22 protein-coding genes are annotated in these 23,426 nt (G+C 66.5%); 16 read left to right on the top strand and 6 right to left on the bottom strand.

The genetic code is table 11. From position 1 onward, the window contains the following. Positions 1-105 precede the first annotated feature (105 nt). On the bottom strand, positions 106-2,667 hold the full coding sequence (locus AC1DSF_RS25660; protein ID WP_478183683.1) for a TonB-dependent receptor: 2,562 nt from the start codon (positions 2,665-2,667) through the stop codon (positions 106-108). Positions 2,668-2,707: 40 nt separating this feature from the next. Then, positions 2,708-3,499, bottom strand: a complete 792-nt coding sequence (locus tag AC1DSF_RS25655) for a pentapeptide repeat-containing protein (protein ID WP_478143899.1) — start codon at positions 3,497-3,499, stop codon at positions 2,708-2,710. 100 nt (positions 3,500-3,599) lie between these two features. On the opposite strand from AC1DSF_RS25655, the gene AC1DSF_RS25650 reads away from it, so the two are divergent. The 8 genes from AC1DSF_RS25650 (at position 3,600) to fae (ending at position 10,715) form a co-directional block, all read left to right on the top strand. Beyond that, the gene (locus tag AC1DSF_RS25650) at positions 3,600-3,989 is read left to right on the top strand and encodes a 4a-hydroxytetrahydrobiopterin dehydratase (RefSeq protein ID WP_478183682.1); all 390 of its coding nucleotides are present in this window, start codon (positions 3,600-3,602) and stop codon (positions 3,987-3,989) included. A 144-nt stretch (positions 3,990-4,133) separates the two neighbouring features. After that, positions 4,134-5,174 (top strand): beta-ribofuranosylaminobenzene 5'-phosphate synthase family protein, encoded by a 1,041-nt coding sequence (locus tag AC1DSF_RS25645; protein WP_478183681.1) that lies wholly within the window; start codon positions 4,134-4,136, stop codon positions 5,172-5,174. Between the two features lie 21 nt (positions 5,175-5,195). Continuing rightward, positions 5,196-6,107 carry an NAD(P)-dependent methylenetetrahydromethanopterin dehydrogenase gene (locus AC1DSF_RS25640; protein WP_478183680.1) on the top strand — a complete coding sequence of 304 codons (912 nt, stop codon included), beginning with the start codon at positions 5,196-5,198 and terminating at the stop codon, positions 6,105-6,107. Positions 6,108-6,124: 17 nt separating this feature from the next. After that, positions 6,125-7,243 (top strand): ATP-grasp domain-containing protein, encoded by a 1,119-nt coding sequence (locus tag AC1DSF_RS25635; protein ID WP_478183679.1) that lies wholly within the window; start codon positions 6,125-6,127, stop codon positions 7,241-7,243. Further along, positions 7,240-8,250 (top strand): methenyltetrahydromethanopterin cyclohydrolase, encoded by a 1,011-nt coding sequence (mch, locus tag AC1DSF_RS25630; protein WP_478183678.1) that lies wholly within the window; start codon positions 7,240-7,242, stop codon positions 8,248-8,250. Before AC1DSF_RS25635 ends, mch begins: the two co-directional genes overlap by 4 nt. Further along, entirely contained in the window at positions 8,250-9,206 is a 957-nt protein-coding gene (locus tag AC1DSF_RS25625; protein WP_478183677.1) for an ATP-grasp domain-containing protein, read from the top strand. The genes mch and AC1DSF_RS25625 overlap by 1 nt, the downstream gene beginning before the upstream one ends. Beyond that, positions 9,203-10,108, top strand: a complete 906-nt coding sequence (locus AC1DSF_RS25620; RefSeq protein ID WP_478128106.1) for a triphosphoribosyl-dephospho-CoA synthase — start codon at positions 9,203-9,205, stop codon at positions 10,106-10,108. The genes AC1DSF_RS25625 and AC1DSF_RS25620 overlap by 4 nt, the downstream gene beginning before the upstream one ends. A gap of 94 nt (positions 10,109-10,202) precedes the next feature. Further along, entirely contained in the window at positions 10,203-10,715 is a 513-nt protein-coding gene (gene fae / locus AC1DSF_RS25615) for a formaldehyde-activating enzyme (protein ID WP_478128105.1), read from the top strand. A gap of 127 nt (positions 10,716-10,842) precedes the next feature. On the opposite strand, the gene AC1DSF_RS25610 is transcribed toward fae, so the two are convergent. Further along, positions 10,843-11,343 carry a dihydroneopterin aldolase gene (locus AC1DSF_RS25610; protein WP_478128104.1) on the bottom strand — a complete coding sequence of 167 codons (501 nt, stop codon included), beginning with the start codon at positions 11,341-11,343 and terminating at the stop codon, positions 10,843-10,845. Between the two features lie 139 nt (positions 11,344-11,482). Between AC1DSF_RS25610 and AC1DSF_RS25605 the strand changes: the two genes are divergently transcribed. The 5 genes from AC1DSF_RS25605 to AC1DSF_RS25585 are packed head-to-tail and all read left to right on the top strand — an operon-like array spanning position 11,483 to position 16,820. Next, positions 11,483-13,582 carry a sigma-54-dependent Fis family transcriptional regulator gene (locus AC1DSF_RS25605; protein ID WP_478128103.1) on the top strand — a complete coding sequence of 700 codons (2,100 nt, stop codon included), beginning with the start codon at positions 11,483-11,485 and terminating at the stop codon, positions 13,580-13,582. Beyond that, on the top strand, positions 13,572-14,177 hold the full coding sequence (locus tag AC1DSF_RS25600) for a flavoprotein (RefSeq protein ID WP_478183676.1): 606 nt from the start codon (positions 13,572-13,574) through the stop codon (positions 14,175-14,177). The genes AC1DSF_RS25605 and AC1DSF_RS25600 overlap by 11 nt, the downstream gene beginning before the upstream one ends. Continuing rightward, positions 14,156-15,493 carry a DUF6513 domain-containing protein gene (locus tag AC1DSF_RS25595; protein ID WP_478183675.1) on the top strand — a complete coding sequence of 446 codons (1,338 nt, stop codon included), beginning with the start codon at positions 14,156-14,158 and terminating at the stop codon, positions 15,491-15,493. The genes AC1DSF_RS25600 and AC1DSF_RS25595 overlap by 22 nt, the downstream gene beginning before the upstream one ends. Next, positions 15,490-16,101, top strand: coding sequence for a DUF447 domain-containing protein (locus AC1DSF_RS25590; RefSeq protein ID WP_478183674.1), 612 nt, complete (start codon positions 15,490-15,492; stop codon positions 16,099-16,101). The genes AC1DSF_RS25595 and AC1DSF_RS25590 overlap by 4 nt, the downstream gene beginning before the upstream one ends. After that, entirely contained in the window at positions 16,098-16,820 is a 723-nt protein-coding gene (locus tag AC1DSF_RS25585; RefSeq protein ID WP_478183673.1) for a (5-formylfuran-3-yl)methyl phosphate synthase, read from the top strand. Before AC1DSF_RS25590 ends, AC1DSF_RS25585 begins: the two co-directional genes overlap by 4 nt. Here AC1DSF_RS25585 and AC1DSF_RS25580 read toward each other — a convergent pair. The 3 genes from AC1DSF_RS25580 to AC1DSF_RS25570 are packed head-to-tail and all read right to left on the bottom strand — an operon-like array spanning position 16,799 to position 19,450. Then, positions 16,799-17,395, bottom strand: coding sequence for an amino acid kinase family protein (locus AC1DSF_RS25580; protein WP_478183672.1), 597 nt, complete (start codon positions 17,393-17,395; stop codon positions 16,799-16,801). The genes AC1DSF_RS25585 and AC1DSF_RS25580 overlap by 22 nt on opposite strands. Then, positions 17,383-18,492, bottom strand: a complete 1,110-nt coding sequence (locus AC1DSF_RS25575; protein WP_478183671.1) for a hydantoinase/oxoprolinase family protein — start codon at positions 18,490-18,492, stop codon at positions 17,383-17,385. Before AC1DSF_RS25575 ends, AC1DSF_RS25580 begins: the two co-directional genes overlap by 13 nt. Continuing rightward, positions 18,485-19,450: an ATP-grasp domain-containing protein gene (locus tag AC1DSF_RS25570; protein ID WP_478183670.1), complete on the bottom strand. Its 966-nt coding sequence runs from the start codon at positions 19,448-19,450 to the stop codon at positions 18,485-18,487. The genes AC1DSF_RS25575 and AC1DSF_RS25570 overlap by 8 nt, the downstream gene beginning before the upstream one ends. A 35-nt stretch (positions 19,451-19,485) precedes the next feature. Here AC1DSF_RS25570 and AC1DSF_RS25565 point away from each other — a divergent pair, with 35 nt between their 5' ends. The 3 genes from AC1DSF_RS25565 to AC1DSF_RS25555 all read left to right on the top strand — a co-directional run bounded on the left by AC1DSF_RS25565 (position 19,486) and on the right by AC1DSF_RS25555 (position 23,392). Beyond that, positions 19,486-20,187: a HisA/HisF-related TIM barrel protein gene (locus AC1DSF_RS25565; RefSeq protein WP_478183669.1), complete on the top strand. Its 702-nt coding sequence runs from the start codon at positions 19,486-19,488 to the stop codon at positions 20,185-20,187. Between the two features lie 212 nt (positions 20,188-20,399). Then, entirely contained in the window at positions 20,400-21,704 is a 1,305-nt protein-coding gene (locus AC1DSF_RS25560; protein ID WP_478183668.1) for a molybdopterin-binding domain-containing protein, read from the top strand. Beyond that, on the top strand, positions 21,701-23,392 hold the full coding sequence (locus tag AC1DSF_RS25555) for a formylmethanofuran dehydrogenase subunit A (protein WP_478183667.1): 1,692 nt from the start codon (positions 21,701-21,703) through the stop codon (positions 23,390-23,392). The genes AC1DSF_RS25560 and AC1DSF_RS25555 overlap by 4 nt, the downstream gene beginning before the upstream one ends. Positions 23,393-23,426: the final 34 nt, after the last annotated feature.

Here is a 23,426-nt window from a genome sequence, read left to right as displayed (position 1 = left end):
CCCAAAGCGGCCGCTCGTTGCTGCTCTATTCGTCTACGCGCTACCTGAGCAAGCGCACGATGTGCCCGGAGTAGACCGCGACCACCTTCCACTAAAACGCTCCGCTCAGGTTCCGAAGCTGTAGCGCAATCCGACCCACGCAGTGCGCGGCGCGCCCGGCGACAGGAGAGTTGCGCGACTGACTGGGAAATCGCCATTCGCGTTCGCCGGAAGCGCTTGCGCGATATAGCTGCCGTTCGTGGTGAAGCCGTTGATTCCAAGCTGGCCGCCGGTCGTGTACTTGCGATCGAACAGGTTGCTGACCTGGACGAAGAACTTCAGTCCCGGCTTGGGCTTGTAGTCGACGCCGAGGTTGAACACTGCGTATCCCCCATTGCGCCCCGAGCCGGTGTAATAGATTCCGTCGGGCGAGTCCAGGCCGTTCTCGTTGCCGCGCAGGGTCGTGCCGCTCACCGCGTTCATGTCGGCGCCGATACGCCAGTGCGCGTCAGGCTCCCAGTCCGCGAAGAGCTTCAGGCTGCGCAGCGGCAGCTGCGGGATGCGATTGCCGGGCCTGATCTGGATGGTCCCCTCGGTGCCGGGGAAGCCGGCGGCGGCGGAGGAATTGCTGCTGTTGCCCGAGCCGTCGATCGTCTCCAGGCTTTGGTAGGTTGCATCCAGCAGGCTCAGATTGCCGCCGAAGGTCCAGCTGGCGGCGGGTTTGACCTGCAGACCCATCTCGACCCCTTGACGCCGTGTCTTGCCGAAGTTCTTGAAGTAGCCAAAGCCGCTCGAGTTGTCCGAAACGAAAAGGATGTCGTCGCGGTTGTCGGAGCGGAACACTCCGAGGTTCCAGGCCACGGTGCCGACCACTGTGCCGCGCAGGCCGGCCTCGAAGGTGGTGGTGACGACCTGCTTGAGCGGCGGGTCACCCGCAAAGGAATTCGGCAGCTTGCAGGGGCTCGCCGGGTCGGCGCAACCCAGCTCGATCGCCGTGGGCGCCCGGCTGCCCTGGTTTGCACCTGCATAGAGGGTGACCACCTCGTTCGCCGCGAAGGTCAGCCCGGCGGCAGGATTGAAGCGTGCGAAGGTGTATGAGCCGTCCAGCGAACCAGGTCCTCCTCCAGGCGTGATGCCGTCGACATTCGTCAGCGAGGTGTGGTTGTAGCGTCCGGACAGCGTCAGGTGCGTCCGCGTGTTGAGCTCCATCGTATCGGTGGCATAGATGCTGCCAGTGCTCGATCGGCTCGATAGATGGACCCGCGCGTCGAACGCGTTCTCGGAGTCTTGGCTGCCGTCGGCGAAGGCGCCGGGGCCGAACACCGGCGTGATGGTGCGATCGGGATTGAGGTAGCCGAACTGCGTGCCTTGCGTGAAGGTCACGCGGCTGGCGTCGTAGGCAGCGCCGACGACGAACTGATGCCCGACCTGGCCGGTCTGCGCCTGCGCCGACAACTGGCCCGCGAGGCCATAGTTGGTCTGGCGCGCTTCCGTCTGGTTGACCAGGCCGTTGCACTGCTCGTTCGGCGCTGCGTTCAGCAGCGCGTTCGCGATGCAGCGCCACTTGGGAAAGGGCGTGTTCGACGAGTTCTCCCCGCTGGTCGGGAATCCCGTGTAACCGGCGGCCGCCAGTGCCGCCTGCTCGGCCGCGCTGAGTTGGTAGACCGGCTGGCTGAAGGAATCGTCATTGACGTCGCCGTTGAAGGTCCTGGCGTTGATGTTGCGGTAGTAGGCGTTGCCCGAGAAGGTGAGCGAATCGCTCAAGACCTGCACCGCGGCCAGGTTGAGAAAGGCGGACCGGTTTCGCGTGTTGTCGGGGATGGAGCGCACACTGCCCCAGTCACGCTGCAGCGCGCCCTGTTCCTGCACGCCGTTGCCGGTGAGGTCGTTGTCGGCGAGCGCCAGCGTCAGCGACACGTCGCCGTCGCGTGTCTTCCGTCCGACCTTGGTGAACAACTGGCTCAGGTCGGAAGACGATGCTGTGCGCCAGCCATCTTCGGTGAACCGGTTGCCGGTGACGTACCAATGCATGCCGTTGTCGGCGTTGTAGCCGCCGGTCTCGAACTCCGCGGCCGCGCGGCCGTATGAGCCGCCCAGCACCTGAACCGAGGTGCCGGGATAGTGGATGCCGTCCTTGGTCTGGATCGACAGGGCGCCCCCCAGGGTGTTGAGGCCGAACAAAGGATTGCTGCCCGGCATCAGCGCAATCGACGCGATGGCCGTGCGTGAAAACAGATCCCAACTGACGACGTCGCCGAAGGGCTGGTTCAGCCGCACACCATCGAGGAACACCGAGAGTCCTTGAGGAGTGCCCAGCAGGGGAGACGCCGTGAATCCGCGGTAGTTGATGTCGGGCTGGAAGGCGTTGCCCTGGGTCTCGTTGACGGTCACGCCGCCGATCGCGCGGTTGAGAAAGTTCGAGAGGTCGAGCGAATGGAAGCGCTCCATGTCTGCGTCCGTCGCGGTCTGCACATTCGACGGTATCTGGTCGCGCGGCACGTCGATGCCGGGCAGCGGCGTGACTGCGATGACGTTGATGGTGGGCAGATCGGGCACGGCCCGGACGGCCGGTGCGGGCTCACCGCTGGTCTCGTCCTGTGCGTGGGCCGTCAGGCCGTGGCACAGCAGCAGGACCGCCGTGGCCACAGGCGCTGACGAGAAAACAAACGCGCGTGCGTTGCCGGACATGGTGTCTCCTCGGCGTTTGAATTGTTATCGCGCAGGATGCTCAACGAACGATCTTCTCGAGGTTAGCTGCGCGGTCAAGGCCCTTGGCTTCGGCGAAACCCTTGACGCCGCGAAAGACCGTCCCATCCAGATCGGCCTCTGTGAAGTCGGCCCCGGTCACGTCGGCGCCTGTGAGGTCGGCGCCTCCAAGCTTGACGCGAAAGAAGTTCGCGCCGCGCAGATTGCCGTCCGTGAGATTGCAGAAAGTCATCAACGACCGGTTGAAGTCGGCACCAGCCAGCGTGGCGCCGGCCAGGTTGGCGCTGGCCAGATCGGTTCGCATCTGTCCCATTCCCTGGTTCTTGATGTTGACGCCGACGACGGCATTGCTGAAGTTGGCTCCGGAGAGGTCGGCCCCCGGCAGGTCCGCGATCATCCGTACCCCGGTCATGTTGGCGCCCTTGAAGATGGGCATCTTCTTGACCTCGCCACCCAGGATGACGACCGAAAGCAGGCTCGCGCGCGTCAGGTTGGCGCCGGTGAAATCCGTGCCCATCAGCCAGGCGCCGTTCAGGTTGGCGCCTTCCAATGCTGCGCCGCGGAAGTCGGACTGAACGAGCTTGCTGCCGAAGAAGCTGGTGCCTCGCAAGTTGGCATTGCGAAAGTCGAGCTTGCTCAGGTCGAGGTCGGACAGGTCCTTGCCCGACAGGTCGGCCACCGCGGCTGGCGATGCGCTCGCGAGCGCGGCCCTGACTTGATCGACGGAAAGGTCAGCCGCCGAGGCATTCAGGACCCCGAGCACAGCCAGCAGCGTGGTCACGCTGGCGTTTGCGAAACGCTCGACACTGTTCATTCAGACTCCTCTCTCGCCGTCGCGGCTATCCGATGGTCGACGCACGCTGCAGTCCTCGGCGTCATAGCATTCAATGAGCATCACTTTGAAAGAGACCGACATGACCCAATGGCGCAAGAAGTCTGCTTCCGACGTGTTCACGCCCGAAGAAACCGTCGCGCGGCTCGCGGAGGAGCTGCCGAAGTGGTACTTCGAGGATGGATGGATTCGTCGCAAGTTCAAGACCAGCGGCTGGAAGGCAACGCTGATGGTTGTCAACACGGTAGGCCACTTGGCCGAGGCCGCCTGGCACCACCCCGATCTCACGGTGTCGTACGCCTTCGTCACGGTGAAGCTCATGAACCACGCGGCCAAGGGCATCACCGAGAAGGACTTCGAACTCGCCAGGAAGATCGAGGACGTCGTGATGTGGCAACCCGGCGCCGTGGAAGGCGCGGCGCTCGAAGGCACGCCCGACGACCCGCGCTTCAAGTACCTCAAGTACGACTGACCCGGCGCGCCAGGACGTTGCGTGGTGACACAGTGTCCTCAACTCGATACATGGCGGCACGCGCCCTCGGGAGAAGGGCCAGCGGAACGGAGCTTGCTTTGCAAGCCCTGAACAACCATTGACCTTCAATACCCCTCAAGCGCGATGGATCGCCCCCGAAACTTTCCCGAAGAGGGCTTTGTCGGCCGCCCAGAGATCGTCGCCCTGCGCGCGCCTGGGCGTTTGCATCTGGGCTTTCTCGACCCTGCCGCGTCACTGGGCCGTCGTTTTGGCAGCGTCGGCCTGATGATCAACGGCTTCGAAACGGAGGTCGAGATCAGCGCGTCGGCCTCCGACCAGATCACGGCCAGAGGACCGGCGGAGCATGCCGAGAACGAGCGCGCGGCCGCGTGCCTGAGCCTTCTGCGAACCCACAGTGGGCGCGCCGAACCGCTGCATCTGCGGATCGTGCAGGTCTTGCCCGCCCATGCGGGGTTCGGTTCCGGCACGCAGTTGGCGTTGGCGATCGGCAGGGCGTTCGCGCTCTGGCACAGCCTTGGCGTTCCCACAGCGACCTTGGCGCAATGGCTCGGGCGTGGGCTCCGCTCGGGCATCGGTATTGCAGGATTCGACCATGGCGGGCTGATCGTCGACGGCGGCCCAAGTGCGAACGGCGCGCCCGCGCCCGTGTTGTCGCGCATCCCGCTGCCCGAAGCCTGGCGAGTGCTGATCGTCCAGGACAGCGCACAGAAGGGCTTGTCGGGTGATGAAGAAAGAGAACGGATCGCCGGCTTGCCGCCATTGCCCCGAGCGCTCGCCGCCGACCTATGCCACCAGGTGCTGATGCGCGTACTGCCGGGAGCCGCAACCGCCGACTTCGCGTCGTTCGCGCAAGGCGTCCTGCACGTCCAGCAGGTGCTGGGCGAACACTTCGCGCCCGCGCAGGGCGGCCGCATCTTCGCAAGCGAAGCGGTGGGACGCCTGCTCGGATGGGCATTGCAGGCCGAGCACGTCGCTGCGATCGGCCAGAGCTCCTGGGGCCCGACCGGCTTCGCAATCCTGCCGTCGCAGGCGCGCGCGCAAGCAGCGCTCGATGCCATGCTGGCCGCCAACCTCATCGCGCCGTCGCTGACGCTGCGCATCGTTTCCGGCCGCAACAGCGGGGCCGCACTTCTCGATCGGCGCCTCGAAGTGCCCGAGCCCTGAACTCAACGCAGAGTCGTCTACATGGAACGTCCCTACATCCTCCACATGTTCACACCGGGCCGGCAGATGAGTCCGTTCGACATCAACATGGCGGCCGACGCGGGCTACCAGATCGTCGTGCCGTACTGCGGGGTCGAAACCGACGGCATTGCCGGGCTCACGCAGGACACGATCTTCTCGCGCAGTCCGAAGGGCTTGCTGCGAACCGGCATCTTCATCGGCGGACGCGACGTGCTCCAGGCGGCCGATATGCTCGATCGCGCAAAGGCATCCATGTTCAAGCCCTTCGTCGTGTCGCTGATGGCCGACCCCAGCGGCGCCTTCACGACCGCGGCGGCGATGGTGGCCTGCGTCGAGGCCGCGCTGCTTGCCGGCCAGCATGCCCAGGGCCTGGATGGCCGGCGCGTGGTGATCCTCGGCGGCACGGGGCCCGTGGGCCGCATTGCCGGTGTGATCGCGGCGCAAACGGGCGCGCAGGTCTTCCTGTCCAGTCGCGGTGGCACTGATGCGGCCGAAGCAGTCGCGGGCGAGACCGGCAAGCGTTTCGGGGTCAGCCTGCGGGGCGTGGCCGGCGGCGATCAGGCCGCTGTGCGCGCATCGATCGTCGATGCCGACGTGCTGCTTGCCTGCGCGCCGGCAGGTGTCCAGGTCGTTTCGGCCGAGATGTTGACCTTCGCGAAGCAACTCAAGGTCGCAGCCGATGTGAACGCCGTGCCGCCCGAGGGCATTGCCGGCGTCGCTGCGATGGACAACGCCAAGCCGCTGCCCGGCACCTCGGCCGTGGGCATCGGTGCACTGGCGATCGGCAACGTGAAATACCAGACGCAACAACGGCTACTAGTGCAGATGCATGAGGCCGAGGCGCCGACGGTGCTGAGCTTCACGGAGGCGTTTGCCACCGCACGCGCCTTCATCGCCGAAAAAGCGGCTTGATTGCTCTGGCACCCGACATGACAGCGTTTGCCGTGGTCTCCATTTCTGCGCGCATGTTGGCCGAAGCAGCCGTCGATGACGGTTTCGAGGTGGTGGCGCTGGATCTGTTCGGCGACGCGGACACCCGCCGAGCCTGCGCCGAGTGGCATTCGATCGGAGATCCGGCGAGCTTGAGCATCGACGGCGCACGGCTGCTGTCCACGCTGGAAGCGCTTGCGCAGCGTGCTCGCGTGGCCGGCTGGATCGCGGGCTCCGGCTTCGAGGGCCGGCCCGACTTGCTGGAAAGCGGCGCGGCGCTGTTGCCACTGATCGGAACGCGTGCAGACGCGATGCGGCGCTTGCGCGACCCACGGGCCTTCTTCGGCCTCCTCGATGCGCGAGGGATCGCGCATCCGCCGGTACGGTCGACCGCGCCCGATGACGCAGCCGGCTGGCTGGTCAAGGATGCGCATGGTTGCGGCGGCTGGCACATTCGCCGGGCGGCATCGTCCGACGTCCTGGGCGCCCATCAGTACTTCCAGCGCGAGATCGCAGGCAGGCCCATGTCGATGACATTCATGGCCAACGGCAGCGATGCCTCGGTGCTCGGCTTCAACCAGCTGATCGTGCGGCCTTTGGCGGGACGGCCTTTCGTGTATTGCGGCGCGGTGGGACCGGTGTCCTTGCCTGCCGGCGCCGCGGACTGCGTCACGGCCGCACTGCGTGCGCTGGTGCCCGCCTTCTCACCGCGCGGTCTGGGCAGCCTGGATTTCATGCTCGATGGTGAGGCCGTCGAGGTGCTCGAAGTCAACCCCCGTCCGCCGGCCAGCATGGCGCTCTACGGCCCCGGCATGGTGGCGGCGCACGTGCGTGCCTGCGTGCAGGGCGAGTTGCCGGAAGCTCGCGTGCAGACGCACGGTCTCATTCGCGGCACCGAGGTCGTCTTCGCACCGCGTCGGCTTTGGCTGGACGAGCCTGCCACGCGGCGCCTCGCCGCACGCCCCTGCTGCCACGATCTTCCGCTCGGCGCAACGAGCTTCGAAGCCGGCGATCCCCTGTGCAGCGTGAGTGCCAGCGGCACCGACGCGGCGCACGTGCGCGAGTTGCTGCAGCGCGGCCGCGATGCGGTGCATCGATCCCTGGAGGCTTGCGCATGACCGCCGCGACCGCGACAGCACCCCTGGCGGCATGCACGCTCAGCGTGAACGCGCTCGCCCGGCCGCTGGTCGAGCGCTTGCTCGCCGATGCCGATGCGCTCGGCGTGAGGGTGAGCCGCGACGAAGGTGGCCCCTACATCGTCGATGCAGGCATCGCCGTAGGTGGCAGTGTCGCAGCGGGCCTGCTGGTGGGTGAGATCTGCATGGGCGGCCTCGGCCACATCAGCTTGCGCCCTGATGGACTGGAAGGCTGGCCCACGTGGGTCGAGGTGCACAGCGCGCAACCGCTGCTGGCCTGCCTGGGCAGCCAGTACGCCGGCTGGAGCCTCGCGGCCAGCAAGGAAGAAACGGGAGGCAGGAAGTTCTTCTCGCTCGGTTCCGGTCCGGCGCGCGCCCTGGCGGTCAAGGAAACGCTTTTCAGTGAACTCGGCTACCAGGATCATGCGGATGCGGGCGTGCTCGTGATGGAAGTCGATCGGACGCCGCCGAAGGTCATCATCGACAAGCTGCTGCGCGACTGCCACTTGAGCGCAGAGAGGCTGACGCTGATCCTCACGCCGACGACCAGCCTTGCCGGCACCACCCAGGTGGTGACGCGCGTACTGGAGGTCGCGCTGCACAAGACGCACCAGTTGGGCTTTGACCTCGGCAACGTCGTGGGCGGCGCGGGCACGGCGCCATTGCCGGCCCCCAGCCCCGATGGGGTGGAAGCCATGGGACGCACCAACGATGCGATCCTCTACGGAGGGTGCGTGCATCTCACCGTGCGCGGCGACGATGCAGCCGCGCGCGAGCTTGCCAGGCTGTTGCCGTCGCGCAATTCGAGCGACCATGGTCGTTCGTTCGCCGACATCTTCAAGGCGGCCGAATACGACTTCTACAAGATCGACGGCGCATTGTTCGCACCGGCCGAAGTGTGGGTCAGCAACATCGACAGCGGGCACACCTGGCATGCCGGCGGCCTCGATATGCCCTTGCTGCTCGGCCTGTGGCGGCAGGAAGCGTGATGAACAGCGTCACCGGCCTCACGGTGGCCATCATGACCGACGAGACCGGCTGGCACACGCGCCGGCTTCAGGCGGCGTTGCGTGCGCGAGGCTGCGTCGGTCGCTGCGTCGATCTGGCGGATTGCCGGATCGACACCACTGCCGCCTGGCATGGCTTGGTCGTGCCGGGCTTCGGCCGCGATCTGCCTGACGCGGCGCTGGTGCGCGGCATCGCGAGCGGCACCTTCGAGCAGGTCACCAAGCGCCTCGGGGTGTTGCATGCACTGCGTGAACTGGGCGTACCCGTCTACAACGATGCCCGGGCAATCGAACGCAGCGTCGACAAGTCGATGACCAGCTTGCTGCTTCACGCCGTGCGCATCGCCTCGCCACCGACATGGGCGACAGAATCATTCGCTCACGCGCAGCGCATCGCCATCCGCGAAGGCGCGGCCGGCCATGCGCTGGTGCTCAAGCCCCTGTTCGGTTCGCAGGGCAAGGGCTTGCAGTTGGTGGGGCAGGTGGATGGCGCTCATCGCGCGCTGCCAGACATCGACACCCTCTACGGATCGCTCGCCTATCTGCAGCGCTTCGTTCCGCCGCAAACGACGCCAGGCTTCGATTGGCGGGTGCTGGTGGTCGGGGGCAGGGCGGTCACCGCAATGCGGCGGGTGAGCAGTCACTGGATTCACAACGTTGCGCAAGGCGCGCGCTGCGAACCGGCCGGCCTGACGCCCGAGCTCGCTGAACTGTCCGAAGGCGCTGCGCTGGCGCTGGGCATGGACTATGCCGGCGTGGACCTGATGCCGTCGAAACGTGGCATTCAGGTGATCGAAGTGAACGGCGTCGCTGCCTGGCAGGGCCTGCAGCGCGTGACCCGCTTCGACATCGCACGCGTCATCGTCGATGACTTGCTCGACCGCAAGCTCGCGAGTGCGCGGGCCGGCTCGCGCTCGGCGATGCCGCGCCAGGCATGAACACGATCGCCACGGATACACGCCAGAGCGCGACGGACCGCGCCAGAGAGTGCTTCCTGCGCGCCTGCGAGTTGGACGTGGCCGTGCGCAAGCCGGGCAACGTCAGCCGCGCATCGGCCGGGCACCGCATGACGGCCGAGTGCTTCATTGCCAGTGCACAGGCCGCAGCCGCACCGTTGTTCGAGCCCGGGGCATCGGTCGGCGAGCGTATCGAGGCCGCGGTGGATGCGACATGGGCGGTCGCCGGGTGCAACACCAACCTGGGCATCCTGCTGCTCTGCGCGCCGATTGCGCGGGCTGTCGACCTGCGGCCTGACGCCACGGAACCCGCCGCCTTGCGCGAGGCCATCGAATCGGTGCTGGGCGCGCTCGACCTGTCCGACGCACAGGCCGCCTTCCGCGCTATCGCACGAGCCAGCCCAGGCGGCCTCGGCACTGCGCCTGATGAAGACGTCAGGGATGCGCCGAGTGTCGGCTTGCGCGCGGCCATGGCGCTTGCGGCGCACCGGGACAGCATCGCGCGCCAGTACCGCGACGGCTACGGCATGTTGTTCGATCTGGCGTTGCCGACGCTCGGAAGCGGGTTCTCGCTGAACGCGACTTGGGTGAACGACGCGCCCGATGCCGCGACCGTGGCTTCGGTCCAACGGCTCTACCTGGCGCTGCTCGGCAGGGTTGCGGATTCACACATTGTTCGAATTCATGGCGAGGCCGTGGCACACATTGTCATGACTGCGGCGCAGGGGTGGCGGCTGCGCGCCTGCCGCGAAGGCGGGCTTGACGCCGATCCCGAATTCGCAGCCTGGGACGCCTCGCTCAAGGCAGACGGGATCAACCCCGGAACCACGGCTGATCTGACGGTCGCGGCGTTGCTGATTGCGGGCGTGACAGCCTCCCCATGACCCGGGTGGCACGGAACGTGATATCCGATGAATTGCGCCGGCCGGCAGGCCGGCGTCCCTTTGGCCCGGAACGCAATCCAGGAGACTAACAACCATGGCAAAAATTGATCGCATGATGGTCGGCGAGTCACTCGTCGGTGAGGGCAACGAAGTAGCCCACATCGATCTGATCATCGGGCCCCGTGGCAGCCCTGCCGAAACAGCGTACGCGAATGCCCTGACCAATCAGAAGGACGGTTTCACCTGCCTGATGGCCGTCGTTGCACCCAATCTGCTGACCAAGCCCGCAACCGTGCTCTTCAACAAGGTCACGATCAAGGGCGCCAAACAGGCCGTGCAGATGTTTGGGCCAGCTCAGCGAGCCGTCGCCATGGCCGTGGCCGACTGTGTCGAGGACGGCACCATTCCTCAGGCCGAAGCCGACAATGTGTTCGTCTGCGTTGGCGTCTTCATTCACTGGCTGGCCGATGACGACACGAAGATCCAGGACTACAACTACCAGGCCACGAAGGAAGCGATCCAGCGCGCTGTCGCCGGTTCTCCCTCGGCTGCCGAAGTGGTGAGCAAGAAGGGCAGTGCAGCCCACCCGTTCGCGGCGCATGCCTGACACACCCCCAGGCTCGCGCACTGCGTGTCGCTCTCCACCCCCTTGCAGGGGGCAACACCGGCGGCCCGGCTGAGCCGGTTCCGCGGTGTTTCTGGAAGGGGCTGGTTGCTCGCGATTTGTCGGTGCGCTATTTAGGCACCATGCCGGAGCCGATCAGACGCAGTACCGCGCCTGCGCCTGCGCGGGACGGGTGGTCTTCGGGTGGCGGCGGGCGGCGCTCGATCTGCACGCCGACGGAGGACACGTCGCTGAACTTGTTGGGCTTGACTACCTTGACGCGGACCCAGATTGCGCCGAACTCGTGGATCACGACGTCGGCGATCGCCTCGGCAAAGGCTTCCAGCAACTTGAACTCGTGCGCGGCCAGCAGGCGCCGCAGTCGCGCGCAGACGGCCGCGTAGTCGATGGTGTCCGCGATGTGGTCGGTGTCGCAGGCGCGCGCACGGGCCAGTCCCGCATGAACGTCGATCACCACCGGCTGCGCGCGGTGCAACTCGGTCTCGTGGATGCCGATGACCGTGTCACCGACAAAGCCTTCGATGAAGATCACGTCCATCGCACTCGAATCCGGCAGTGGGTTCGGCGAAACCCTGGCCGTGGAAGTCGCTGGATGATGCTCGGCGGTCATCGTGCTCCTTCGCGTGGTGGGTTCGCACGGTTGCAAAAGTATCTTTGCGCACTGTGAACTCAAGTTGCAAAATGCGGGCCATACATACAGTGCGTCCCAGGCAGCGCATTCGGCGCGTCGGTTGCACACGGAGACATCGATGGCGCTGACTCTTCGAAAGAGCGCGAAGCCGGCCGATCCTCATGCGGATCGTGTGCTGGGCGTCGTGCGCGGCGGCTTCCCGGACCAGACCACGGACGTGGTGATGCGCTCATGGATCCGCTGTCTGGACCAGTACCACCTCCGGCCCGACAAGCCGCACGACCCGAACGTGATCGGCCGCGTGCCGCTCCAGGAGCGGCGCACGCGCCATGCAACGGTGATCGAGTGCGCGCGCTACGAGATGACCACCCTCTATCAGCAGTTGGCGGATGGCGAAATCGCAGTGTTGCTGACCGACACCGACGGGGTGATCCTGCACATGGTGGCGTCGCCCGAATTCGCTGCCGAAGTCGGGCCGCTGGGTTTGCGTGCCGGTGGCGTCTGGAGCGAAACCGAGGCAGGCACCAACGGGATGGGGACTTGCCTGGCTGCGGCCGGTCCGGTGACCGTGTGCCGCGACGACCACTTCTACACGCAGTTCACACAGCTTACATGTTCGGCGGTGCCGGTGTTCGATCCCATGGGCAACATCGTCGCCGCGCTCGACGTCACGAGCCGCTCCAGCCTGATGCAGCAGCACCTGCTGGTCCTGTTGTCCATGACGGCACGGATGATCGAGAACCGCCTGATCGATCGCGAGTTCCGCGACGCCCATCCGCTGCATTTCCACAGCCGGCCGGAATTCGTCTACACACTGCACGAGGGCAAGCTCGCGGTGGACGACGACGGGCGCATTCTTGCCGCCAATCGCAGCGCGATGTTCCAGCTCGGTTTGCAGTCGATGGACCAGATCCGCTCGCGACGCATCGAAGACCTGTTCCAGACCTCGCTGGCCGACATGCTGCAGCGCAGCGCCTTGTCATCGTTTCACCCGGTCGTGACCTACGGAACCGACGCGGCGTTGCGTTTCTTCGCGGTGGCGCGACGCCCGGCCGCAGTCGCGGACGCAGTCGCAGGCTCGTTGGCGCCGTCATCGGTCGACTTCGCGGTGGCACACATTGCGCGCGCCAAGGCGCGGCCGAGCGACGTGCAGCGCACCGCGACGCCCGCTTGCACCTTCGAAGACCCTCGGCTCGCGGAGCAACTGGCGATCGGGCGGCGGGTGATTGCCCGCGGCACGCCGGTGCTGGTGTGCGGCGAAACCGGTTCGGGCAAGGAGGTGCTGGCGCACGCGCTACATGACGGCAGCCCACGCGCGGGAGGACCCTTCGTGGCGATCAATTGCGCGAGCCTGCCGGAGGCGCTCATCGAGTCCGAGCTCTTCGGCTATTGCGCCGGTGCGTTCACCGGTGCACAGCGCTCAGGACGGCGCGGCAAGGTCCTGCAGGCGCACGGCGGCACGCTGTTCCTGGATGAAATCGCGGACATGCCGCTCGAACTGCAATCGCGCCTCCTGCGCGTGCTCGATGAGCGTCGCGTCACGCCGCTGGGCACCGAAGAAAGCCATGCGGTCGACTTCCAGCTGATCAGCGCCAGCCATCGCCATCTGCCGTCCATGGTGCGAGAAGGCCGGTTTCGGGAAGACCTGTACTACCGGCTCGCCGGCGTCGAGGTGCAAATGCCCCCGTTGCGCGAGCGCAGCGACAAGCTCGAACTCATTCGAGCGCTGCTCGCTGCCGAAGGCGGCCCCGACGTATCGCTGAGCCCCGAGGCCGAGCGGCTGCTCATGGCGCACCCCTGGCCCGGCAACATCCGTCAGTTGAAGCATGTCCTGCGCACCGCTGCGGCCCTGGCCGATGGAAGGCCGATCACCCGCGTCCACCTTCCGGCGATGGCGGTCAACCTCCAATCGACGCGTGACAGTGAGCCGATGCCTGGAACGAGCGCCGAGCGGGCTGACATGTCTGTGTCTCTGTCGGCCGCGACATCGGCGGCCGCGCCGGGCTCGGCGCGCGACGGGCACGTCGACAACGCGCCCGGCAGCGCCAAGCTCAACCTGATCCAGGCCAACGAGCGGCAATTGCTGCTGCAGATGCTCGAGCAGTACCGCTGGAATGTGAGCAACGTAGCCAAGGCGCTGGATGTCAGCCGCAATACGCTCTACCGCAAGATCCACAAGCTCCAGATCGAGGTTTCCCATCCCGAGCATGAATCCTGACGAGTCCGACGACCCGGTGTCGGCCGACGATGGCGAGCCGCGTTCGCGCTTCGCCTGGTGCGTGACCGGCTCCGGCCACTTTCTCGACGAAGCGATGGCGCTGGCTGCGCGACTGCCGAACGTCGACCTGTTTCTCTCGGCTGCAGGCGAGGAAGTCCTGGAGATCTACCGGATGCACCTCGACGATCTGAAGTCGCGGTTTCGGATCTTTCGCGACAAGACGGCCAGCGGCGTGCCCGTGGGCATGCTGTACGAGGACATCTATCACACCGTCGTCGTTGCTCCGGCGACCAGCAACACGGTGGCCAAGTGCGCCTGCGGCATCAGCGATTCGCTGCCGACCAACATGTTCGCGCAGGCCGGCAAGCGCGGCATACCGGGCATCGTGTTTGCATGCGATACCGAACCGGTGGTCGTGACCCGTTCGCCGCACGATTGGGTCACGGTGCGGCCCAGGCGGATCGAACTGGACAACGTGGAGCACCTGCGTGGGATCGACTTCTGTCGGGTCGTCACCTCGCCGGCGGAGCTCGAAGCCGCACTCGATGTTCGACTCAAGGAAATCTCTCGCGCATGGAACACATCCTCTTCCTGACCGGGCACCTCGCGCAGCCGAGTCTGGAGCGGGTTCTGGCCGGCATCGATGCCGCCCCGTTCACTTGGGAAGTGCGAGACCTTGGCTTGCAGGTTGCGGGGTTGATGACGTCCGACATGATCCGCCGTCGGGTGCCTCTGCCCGAGGGTGTCGACCGCATCGTCGTGCCGGGGCGCTGTCGCGGCGACATGGATGCGCTGTCCCGCCATTTCGGCATTCCGGTGCAGCGGGGACCCGAGGAGGTGAAGGACCTGCCGCGGTTTTTCGATCGTGCCGCCAACGCGATCACGGTGGACGCATACGAGGTCGCGATCTTTGCCGAGATCGTCGACGCGCCGCGCCTGAGCGTGCCGGAGATCGTCGCGCGTGCCGGGCGCCTGAGGACCGACGGCGCCAACGTCATCGACCTGGGCTGCCTGCCGGAGACGCCGTTCGATCATCTCGAGGAATCCGTCCAGGCGCTGAAGGAGGTGGGCTTCCAGGTGAGCGTCGATTCCGTCGACACCGATGAACTGCTGCGCGGTGGGCGCGCGGGCGCCGACTACCTTCTCAGCCTGACGCTGGACACTTTGTGGGTCGCCGACGAAGTCGCGTCCACTCCGATCCTGATCCCTCGCGACCCCAGCGACGAGGCCTCGCTGCACCAGGCGGTCGAAGCCATGCAGCGGCGCGGCAGGGTGTTTCTCGCCGATTCGATCCTCGACCCGATCCCTTTCGGCTTGACGAAATCGATCGTGCGCTATCACCGCCTGCGCGAGCGATTTCCCACGGCGCCGATCATGATGGGCGTAGGCAACCTGACCGAACTGACGGAAGCGGACACCAGCGGCATCAACGCGTTGCTGTTCGGAATCTGCGCCGAGCTCGACGTGGCCGCCGTGTTGACCACGCAAGTCAGCAACCACGCCCGCCGCGCGGTGAAGGAGGCCGACTGGGCGCGCCGCATCATGCACGCCGCGCGGCAGCACGCCACGCTGCCCAAGGGCCTGAGCGATGCGCTGATGACGGTGCATGCCAAGCGTCCCTTTCTCGATACGCCCGAAGAGATCGCGGCCACCGCCGCGCAGGTGCGAGATCCGAACTTCCGCGTGCAGGTATCGGCGAGCGGCCTGCATGTCTACAACCGCGACGGATTGCGCCGGGGGCAGGGCGCCTTCGAGTTCTGGCCGCACCTCGGGCTCGAAGCCGATGCAGCGCACGCCTTCTACATGGGCGTGGAACTGGCGCACGCCGAGATCGCCCACAAGCTCGGAAAGCGCTACGTCCAGGACCAGCCACTGGACTGGGGGTGCGCCACGGAAGAGCCCTCCCAATGAACGACGTGATCTTCGAAACCGTCGTGACCACCGTCGCGCCCGACGGCAAGCCGCACGTTGCCCCGATGGGCGTGCGCTATCGCGGCGAGCGCGTCGTGCTGATGCCCTTCAAGCCATCGACCACCTATGACAACATCGCCGCGACGGGTTGTGCGGTGCTCAACATCGTGACTGACACGCGCGTCTTCGCCGGCTGCGTGACCGGCCGTAGAGATTGGCCGACCCAGCCGGCCGAGAAGATCGCCGGTGTGCGCCTGGACAGCGCCTTGAGCCACTTGGAATTGAGCCTCGCCGAGCGCATCGATGACGTACAGCGCCCGGCGCTGCACATGATGCGGGTTCACGAGGTCGTGCATTCGAGCTTCGCCGGCTTCAATCGCGCGCAGGCGGCCGTCATCGAGGGTGCGGTGCTGGTGAGCCGGCTGCACATGCTGCCGCCACAGAAGGTGGACAGCGAGATGGCCTATCTGCAGATCGCCATCGACAAGACGGCCGGGTCCCAGGAGCGTGAAGCCTGGGGGTGGCTCGTCGACGCAGTGCAACGGCATCGCGCCAAGGCCGCCAAAGCCGCCGAGGGCGCCGATGCCATCCAGGGACCATCGTCATGAAATTGCTCGTGAGTGTTCGCAGTGTCGAAGAAGCCTTGCTGGCAGCCGAGGGAAAAGCCGACTTCATCGATCTGAAGGAGCCCGGCCATGGCGCGTTGGGCGGCCTGCCGATCGCCACCATTCGCGACATCGTGGGTGCACTGCGCCGGCATCACAGTGGCCTGGCGATCAGCGCCACCATCGGCGACATGGCGATGCACGAGACGCACCGCATTGCGACGTGTGTCGATGCCGTCGGCGCGTGCGGCGTCGACTATGTGAAGGTCGGTATCGAGCGCGTGCCGCAAGCGCGCGTGGTGCTCGACGCGCTTGCCGCCAGTGCCTGGCCCATCGTGCCGGTCTTCATCGCGGACAAGGGCCTGGAGCTGGCCGATGTGGCGCACGCCTGCGCGTTGGGGTTTCCGGGCGTGATGGCCGACACCTTCGACAAAAGTGCCGGCAGCCTTTTCGACGCGGTGCCGATGGAGGATCTGCGCCGCTTCATTGCCGCCGTGGGCGCGACCGGGACGATGGTCGGCCTGGCCGGCGCGCTGCGCCCGATGCACGAACCGCTATTGCGTACGCTCGCGCCTGACTTTGCAGGCTTTCGCACGGCGGTGTGCGCGGGCGATCGAAGCTCGGCGCTCGACCCTCGGCGCCTGCAGTCACTGGTCGCGCTCATGCACGGGCATGAGCGCGCCGAAGCCGGCACGCCCCATCAATCGTCGAACCTGACGTGACCAAGGAGCAACGCACGTACGCGCGTCACTTCGTTGCAGTGAACGATGTCGATCGGAAAGGCCGAGCCGTCCGACAGCGGCCCGAAGGAACGATCGACCACGCCGGCCTCGCCCAACTGGGCCAGGCTCAACCTCGGGTCGATCTCGCACGCCTTCACCAGCACCAGTCGCTCGGCATTCAACCGATGCGCGAGATCGAGCGCGATGCTGTCGGACGTGAACTCCCAGTTCGTCTGGGCGGTCGACCGGTTGCGTTGCAGTTCGAGCGGCAGCCACAGCGCCGTCTGTCCCTTGTGCAGCACGCGGTGGATGTCCGACTTGGTTCGCGTGAGCTGCAATGCGGGATTCAGGCCGTGCATGAGGTAGGCGGTCTGCGCCATCGCGAGAATCGCCATGTTGTGTGCGCTGAGGTCGTTGAAGCGCCACTGCGCCTGGGCGCGCCTGACTTCGTCGCCAAAGGCACCGCCACCACAGACGACGATCACGCGTCCCCCGCCGCATTCGGCCAGCAGGTCGAGCCAGACCGGCAGCATCGGATTTGCGTTCAGGCTTCCGCCGATCTTCACGATCCACATACGGCGGGGTCCATGTCGTAGAGGGTTGCGACGGCGACGCACGGCGCGCACACCTGAGCCCACTCCTGTACCGCAGCGCGGTCGGTGTCAGCATTCGCTGAGGCGCGCGCAATATCGCGGCCGTACGCGAGATGATGAGGAACGCATCGGGATCCGGGCGTGCCCGCCCTTGCGCTCGCCACCACATCGGGCACCAGGAAGTCGCCGCAACCGGCGCTGACGATCACCGCACCGTCCGGAAGCGCGTGTGCCCCGATCACCCGCCGCATCTCGCTGCCTAGAACGCCGACCTGCAGCACCCGCCAGGACCGCGCAAAGTCGAGCCAATCGTCCGTCGAGCCATCGCGCCGATCGAGCCCGATCATGCGGGCCAGCCGCTGCCGAGTGGCATCCGGGTCCTTGCCGGCGTTGTCGGCGCCGGGGTACAGATCGCGGGCCGCTTTCAGTTCACCGGTCAGGCGGTACACATCCGCGCTGGTCGCGAAGAATTCGTTCATCACGTTGTGCGGCGTGCCGCGCCAGTCGATGCGCTGCGCCACTGCGCAAAGCGGCGTGCGCACGACGCCGTGGTAGACCAGTTCGCCACTCGCGAGGCGCTGCGCGTCGGTGCGGTTGCCGGTGAGGATGCGTCCATCCTTGAATGCGATCAGGTCGGTCGTCGTGCTGCCGATGTCCACCAGCAAGCCGGTCCCGATGTACAGCGCGGCATGGCGCGCCGTGGCGAGCCAGTTGGCCGAGGCGATGGCGTTCCACAGGTCCGGCACATCGGCATGGCGGCACCAGCCGGCGTCGCCGGCGAAGAAGTGAACGGAACCAGGCCCCAGTGCATGCGACAGTTGCGCCGCGATCTTTCGCACGCCATCTTCACGGTCTGTGAACAGGTCGACCATCTCGCCGGTCATGGTCACCGCGTGCTGCGCCGTTCCCAGGCCGTTCCATCGCTGGCGTGCCGAATGGAGCACGGCATCGAGGCGGTCCATGCCCAGCCATAGCGGGCAGGGCCATTGGGCCACGTCGAGCACTTGTCCGCCTTGCAGAAGGCACGCCTTGGCGTGTGCGCCGCCGATGTCCCAGCCGATCACGATTCGTTCAGCCATGGGCATGCGCCGCCTTCGATCGCGAGGTCCGCTCCGCCTCCCGAATTGCGATCACCTCGGCCGCGAGATTGCGTCCCGCGGAGCGCGAAAGGCCGACGTAGGCGCTGGTCACGCGCGGATTGATCTCGATGACCACCGGGCCGCGCTGTGGATGCCACACGAGGTCGATGCCGACGAAGCCGCGCAGACCGGGAACGGCCTGGTGAACGCGCCTGGACAAGGCGCTCAATCTCGCGCCGCGCGGATCGGTGAGCGGCACCGCATTCACGTCGACGCCGAGAAACGACAGGTGGCCCTGCGCGTCGACGTCCAGGTGTTGACGATTGATGCTCAGCAGTTCGCATCCCTTCGTGCCGCACAGCAGCGACAGGCTGAGCGGCATGCCCTCCACCCAAGGCTCGATCGCCATCGCGCGGCCGGCGCGAGAGCGCATCGACCAGTCTTGCATCGCCGCTTCCTGATCGTCGTGGAGCCATGTCTCGACGGCCCCGGCGCCATCGTCCGGCTTGACCACCCAGCGCCTGGCTTCGGGCTCGTGTTCGAAGGCCAACGGCGTGGCGATGCCGGATCCCGCGAGGGTCGTCAATGTCATGCGCTTGCGCGTCGCGAGTTCGATCGCCGAGGCATCGCAGCCCAGCCAGCGTTCCGCATCGACGCATTGCCGCAAGCCCGCCAGAAGCCCATCGGTTTCGGGTGCGACCACCCACGAGAGATCGTGCGCATGGGCCTGGCGCCTGACGAACTCGAATGCCGGTTCGCCGTTGCGCGGCGTCACGGGCCGGGCCGGCTCCGGCACGCGCGACGCCAGCGTGCAGGTCGCGACCGATAGATCGAGGTTTCCAAGGCGAAGCAAGTCGGCCATGATGGCGTTGCGCATGGACTGGCCCATCGCCAGCAGGTCGCCGGAGGCCATCTCCCCGCCGCCGCTCAGGTATTCATAGACAAAGATCCGCTTCATCGCTCCACCTGTCTCCTCCTCTTGGCTCGCTCCACATGAACCTCATTCCCGTCATCGACCTCATGCAGGGTCAAGTGGTGCGTGCCGTGCGCGGCAACCGCCAGTCGTATCGACCCATCGAGTCGCGGCTGTGCTGCAGCAGCGATCCGGTCACGGTGGCGAAGATTTTGTGCGAGCACTGCGCTACGCACCAGTTGTACGTGGCTGATCTCGATGCCCTGCTGGGAGGCCCGAGCCAGTCCGCAGTCTTGCGCACGCTTCTGCAAGCCATGCCGGGGCTCGAGCTTTGGCTCGATGCCGGCTTTGCCGGCGCAGGCGCGGCCGACGCGATGAAGGTCCAACTCGGCGCCGCGAGCCAACAGGTCGTTCCGGTCTTCGGCAGCGAGTCGCTGGCATCGCGCGAAGAACTCGAGCGCTGCTTCGCCGATGGGGGGGAGGGCGTGCTGTCGCTGGACCGCCGCGACGGCCAGCACCTGGATGTCGCGGGTTGCTGGGATGCACCCGCGCTGTGGCCTGGGCGCGTGATCGTGATGACGCTCGAACGCGTCGGCGCAGGCGCGGGTCCGGATCTGGAGACGTTGGTCGACGTGCGTCGCAAATCTCCCACGACCTTCGTCGTCGGCGCCGGCGGCATCCGCAACCAGAGCGACCTGAAGGCAGCCAGCGACGCCGGTGCCGGTGCCTGGCTGGTGGCCAGCGCGCTGCATGATGGCGGGTTGCCCCGCGTAGTCGGCTGACCCAAGCCAGAGTTGGTTCGCATCATGGGCGTTGCCGCATCACGTTTCGTGCCAACGCGATACGGTTGCCATGCGGGCCTGCGATGGTGCGCTCAGGTCAGAACTGAAACACGGCGCGCCACACAGTGTTTCACTTCTGACGGCCGTCCGTCCGCGCGGGGGCGGGCATTGTCGTGGTGCGCCGTGGCACATCGCTTGCGTGAAGCAGCGCGATGACCGAACCATTGCTGGCGACGAAAGGGGACGCGGTGCGCTGGACCTGTCCTTTCTGTCTGTTGCTTTGTGACAACCTGAGCGTTCGGCCCAGCGCATCCGGCACAACACTGGAACTGGCCGACGGCGAATGCGCGAGTGCGCGCATGGGTCTTGCGCAGTTTTCGGGCAAGCCCTCTGCGGCGAGGCCGCTGATCGATGGGCATGCTGTTGAACTGGCCCATGCAGTCGCTGCCGCTTCCAGCGTCCTGGCCGAGAGCCGTCAGCTACTCGTCGGCGGCCTGGGCACCGACGTCGCGGGCGCCCGGGCGATCTACCGTCTGGCCTGCAAGACGGGCGCAATCTGCGACCCCGCCGGCGGCGACGCGCTCATGCAGTCCGTGCGAGCGCTGCAGGATCGCGGCGGCTTTGCCACCACGCTGGCCGAGGTGCGCACGCGCGCCGATCTCGTCGTTTGCATCGGTGAACTGCCCGGCGGCGCAGCTGCAGAGTTCTTTGCGCGTTCTGGGCTGGGGGAGGAGAGCCTGGTGCCGCAGCGGCATGTGGTCTGCCTGGGGAATGGGGCGACCGATTCGGCGAGCCTCGCGGCATTGGCCCACCACCGCGGCATCACGACCGAATCCATCCCTCTGCATGGCGACCTGTTCTCGACGGTCGCACTGCTATCGGCGCTTGTGGCGCGGCGCGCCGTGCGCGACGTTCCTTTGCCGCTCGCAGCGTTGTCCGAGCGGTTGCGCGCCGCGCGCTACGCCGTGATCGTCGGCCAGACGGACCGCTTGCCGGCGCACGGTGCATTGATCATCGAAGGCGTCCATCGGATCGTCGCCATCTTGAATGCCACCACCCGCGCAGGCGCGATGTGGCTCGGCGGCGGCAATGGCGCACGCACGGTCAACGAGGTGTTCACCTGGTTGTCGGGATTGCCCTTGCGCTCGCGTGCGGGCCCGGGCGGGCTGGAGCACGAACCGCTGTGCTTCGACGCCATGCGCCTGCTGGCGGACGGGGCCGTGGACTGCCTGCTGTGGATTTCGAGCTTCGACGCCACCTGTACGCCGCCCGCGACGGCCCTGCCGCTTATCGTGCTGGGGCACCCCGATCTGGCTTCGTCGGCTGGGCGCGCCGGGAGCATCTTCATTCCGGTATCGACACCGGGCATCGGATCGCCCGGCCATCTCTTTCGGGCAGACGGCGGCGCGGTGCTGCCGCTGGTTCCGGTCTATCGCGACACCTTGCCGATGCTTTGCGATGTGCTCGGCAGCATCACGCAGCGCGTGTCGGCGTTGCACGCGGAGGCCAGCCGATGAGCAGCCTTCGCCTTCGCGGCGGCAGGATCATCGATCCGACGCAGCCCACGGACACGATCCGCGATCTGTGCGTGCAGGACGGACGCATCGCCGCGCTCGACGCGCGCGATCCAGTCGATGCCGAGATCGACGCGACCGGATGCGTCGTGATGGCAGGCGGCATCGACATGCACACGCACATTGGCGGCGGCAAGATCAACCTGGCGCGCCTGCTGATGCCCGAAGACCGTCGTGCCGAGGGCAATCCGATCGGGCTTCCCGACAATCCGCTCGAACTCGCGTCCTGCGGCGGCTGCGCGCCCGGCACGCTGGCCACCGGCTACCGCTACGTCGAGATGGGCTACACCGCAGCCTTCGAGCCGGCCATGATCGCGAGCAACGCACGCCAGGCGCACATGGAGATGGGCGACACGCCGATCCTCGACCATGGCGCCTACGTGATGCTCGGCAACGACGAGCTGTTCCTCGAACTGCTGGCCAAGGGCGGCGAGGCCGGCCACAACTTCGAGACGATCCGCGACTACATGGGCTGGACGATGCACGCCACCAAGGCCATGGGCGTCAAGGTGGTCAACCCCGCAGGCATCTCGGCCTTCAAGTTCAACCAGCGCAAGCTGGACGTCGACGAGCGCCATGTCCACTGGCAGGTGACGCCGCGCCAAGTCGTGCACACGCTGGCGCGCGCCCTGCGGGAACTCGGCGTACCGCACCCGCTGCACATCCATGGCAGCAACCTGGGCGTGGCGGGCAACATCGAATCGACCCTTCAGACCATCCAGGCGCTCGAAGGCTTGCCCGCGCACCTGACGCATGTGCAGTTCCACGCCTATGGCACCGAAGGACCCAGGAAGTTCTCATCGGCGGCACTGCAACTTGCGGAGGCGGTCAATGCCAACCCGAACATCAGCATTGATGTGGGACAGATCATGTTCGGCCAGACCGTCACCGCCTCGGCCGACTCGATGCGTCAACATGCCCAATCGGGACTCGCCAGCCCGCGCAAGTGGGCGGGCAGCGACATCGAATGCGAGGCCGGTTGCGGCGTCGTTCCGTTCAAGTACCGCGAGCAGAGCTACGTGAATGCATTGCAGTGGGTCATCGGCCTGGAAATCTTCCTGCTTGTCACGGACCCGTGGCGCGTGGTGCTGACCACGGACCATCCCAACGGCGGACCGTTCACCAGCTACCCGCACCTCATCCGCCTGCTCATGGATCGCAGCTTCCGCGAGGAGCAATTGACCAGGTTGCATCCGGACGTTGTCGCGAACTGCGCGCTGCGTTCGATCACGCGCGAGTTGACGCTGCGGGAGATCGCCATCATGACGCGAGCCGCACCGGCGAGGCTGCTGGGCCTGCGCGACCGCGGCCACCTGGGCGTGGGCGGAGCGGCAGACATCGCGGTCTACCGCGAGCAGATTGACCGCGAAGCCATGTTCTCCACGCCTGAGTGCGTCTTCAAGGATGGCGAACTGGTGGCGCGGGCAGGGCGCATCACCGCGGTGCCGGTTGGCGGCACGCACTTCGTCGAGCCGGATTACGACCGCGGTGTCGAGAAGACCTTGCGCCGGCATCTTGCGTCGCACGGTTCCGTGAGCTTCGACCACATTCCGATCGGGCACGACGAGCTGTGCCGTTGCTGCAATGGCGGGCGCCTTCTGCCGGCGGCGTGCTTCAAGAGCGTCTCATGAGCGCCGCGCCGGACCGCTCCAAGCAAGCTCGCAC

The organism is Variovorax sp. 01N429, assembly GCF_056399425.1.
The sequence above is the reverse complement of the archived record's forward strand: the minus strand, read 5'-3'. Positions and strand labels throughout refer to the sequence as shown.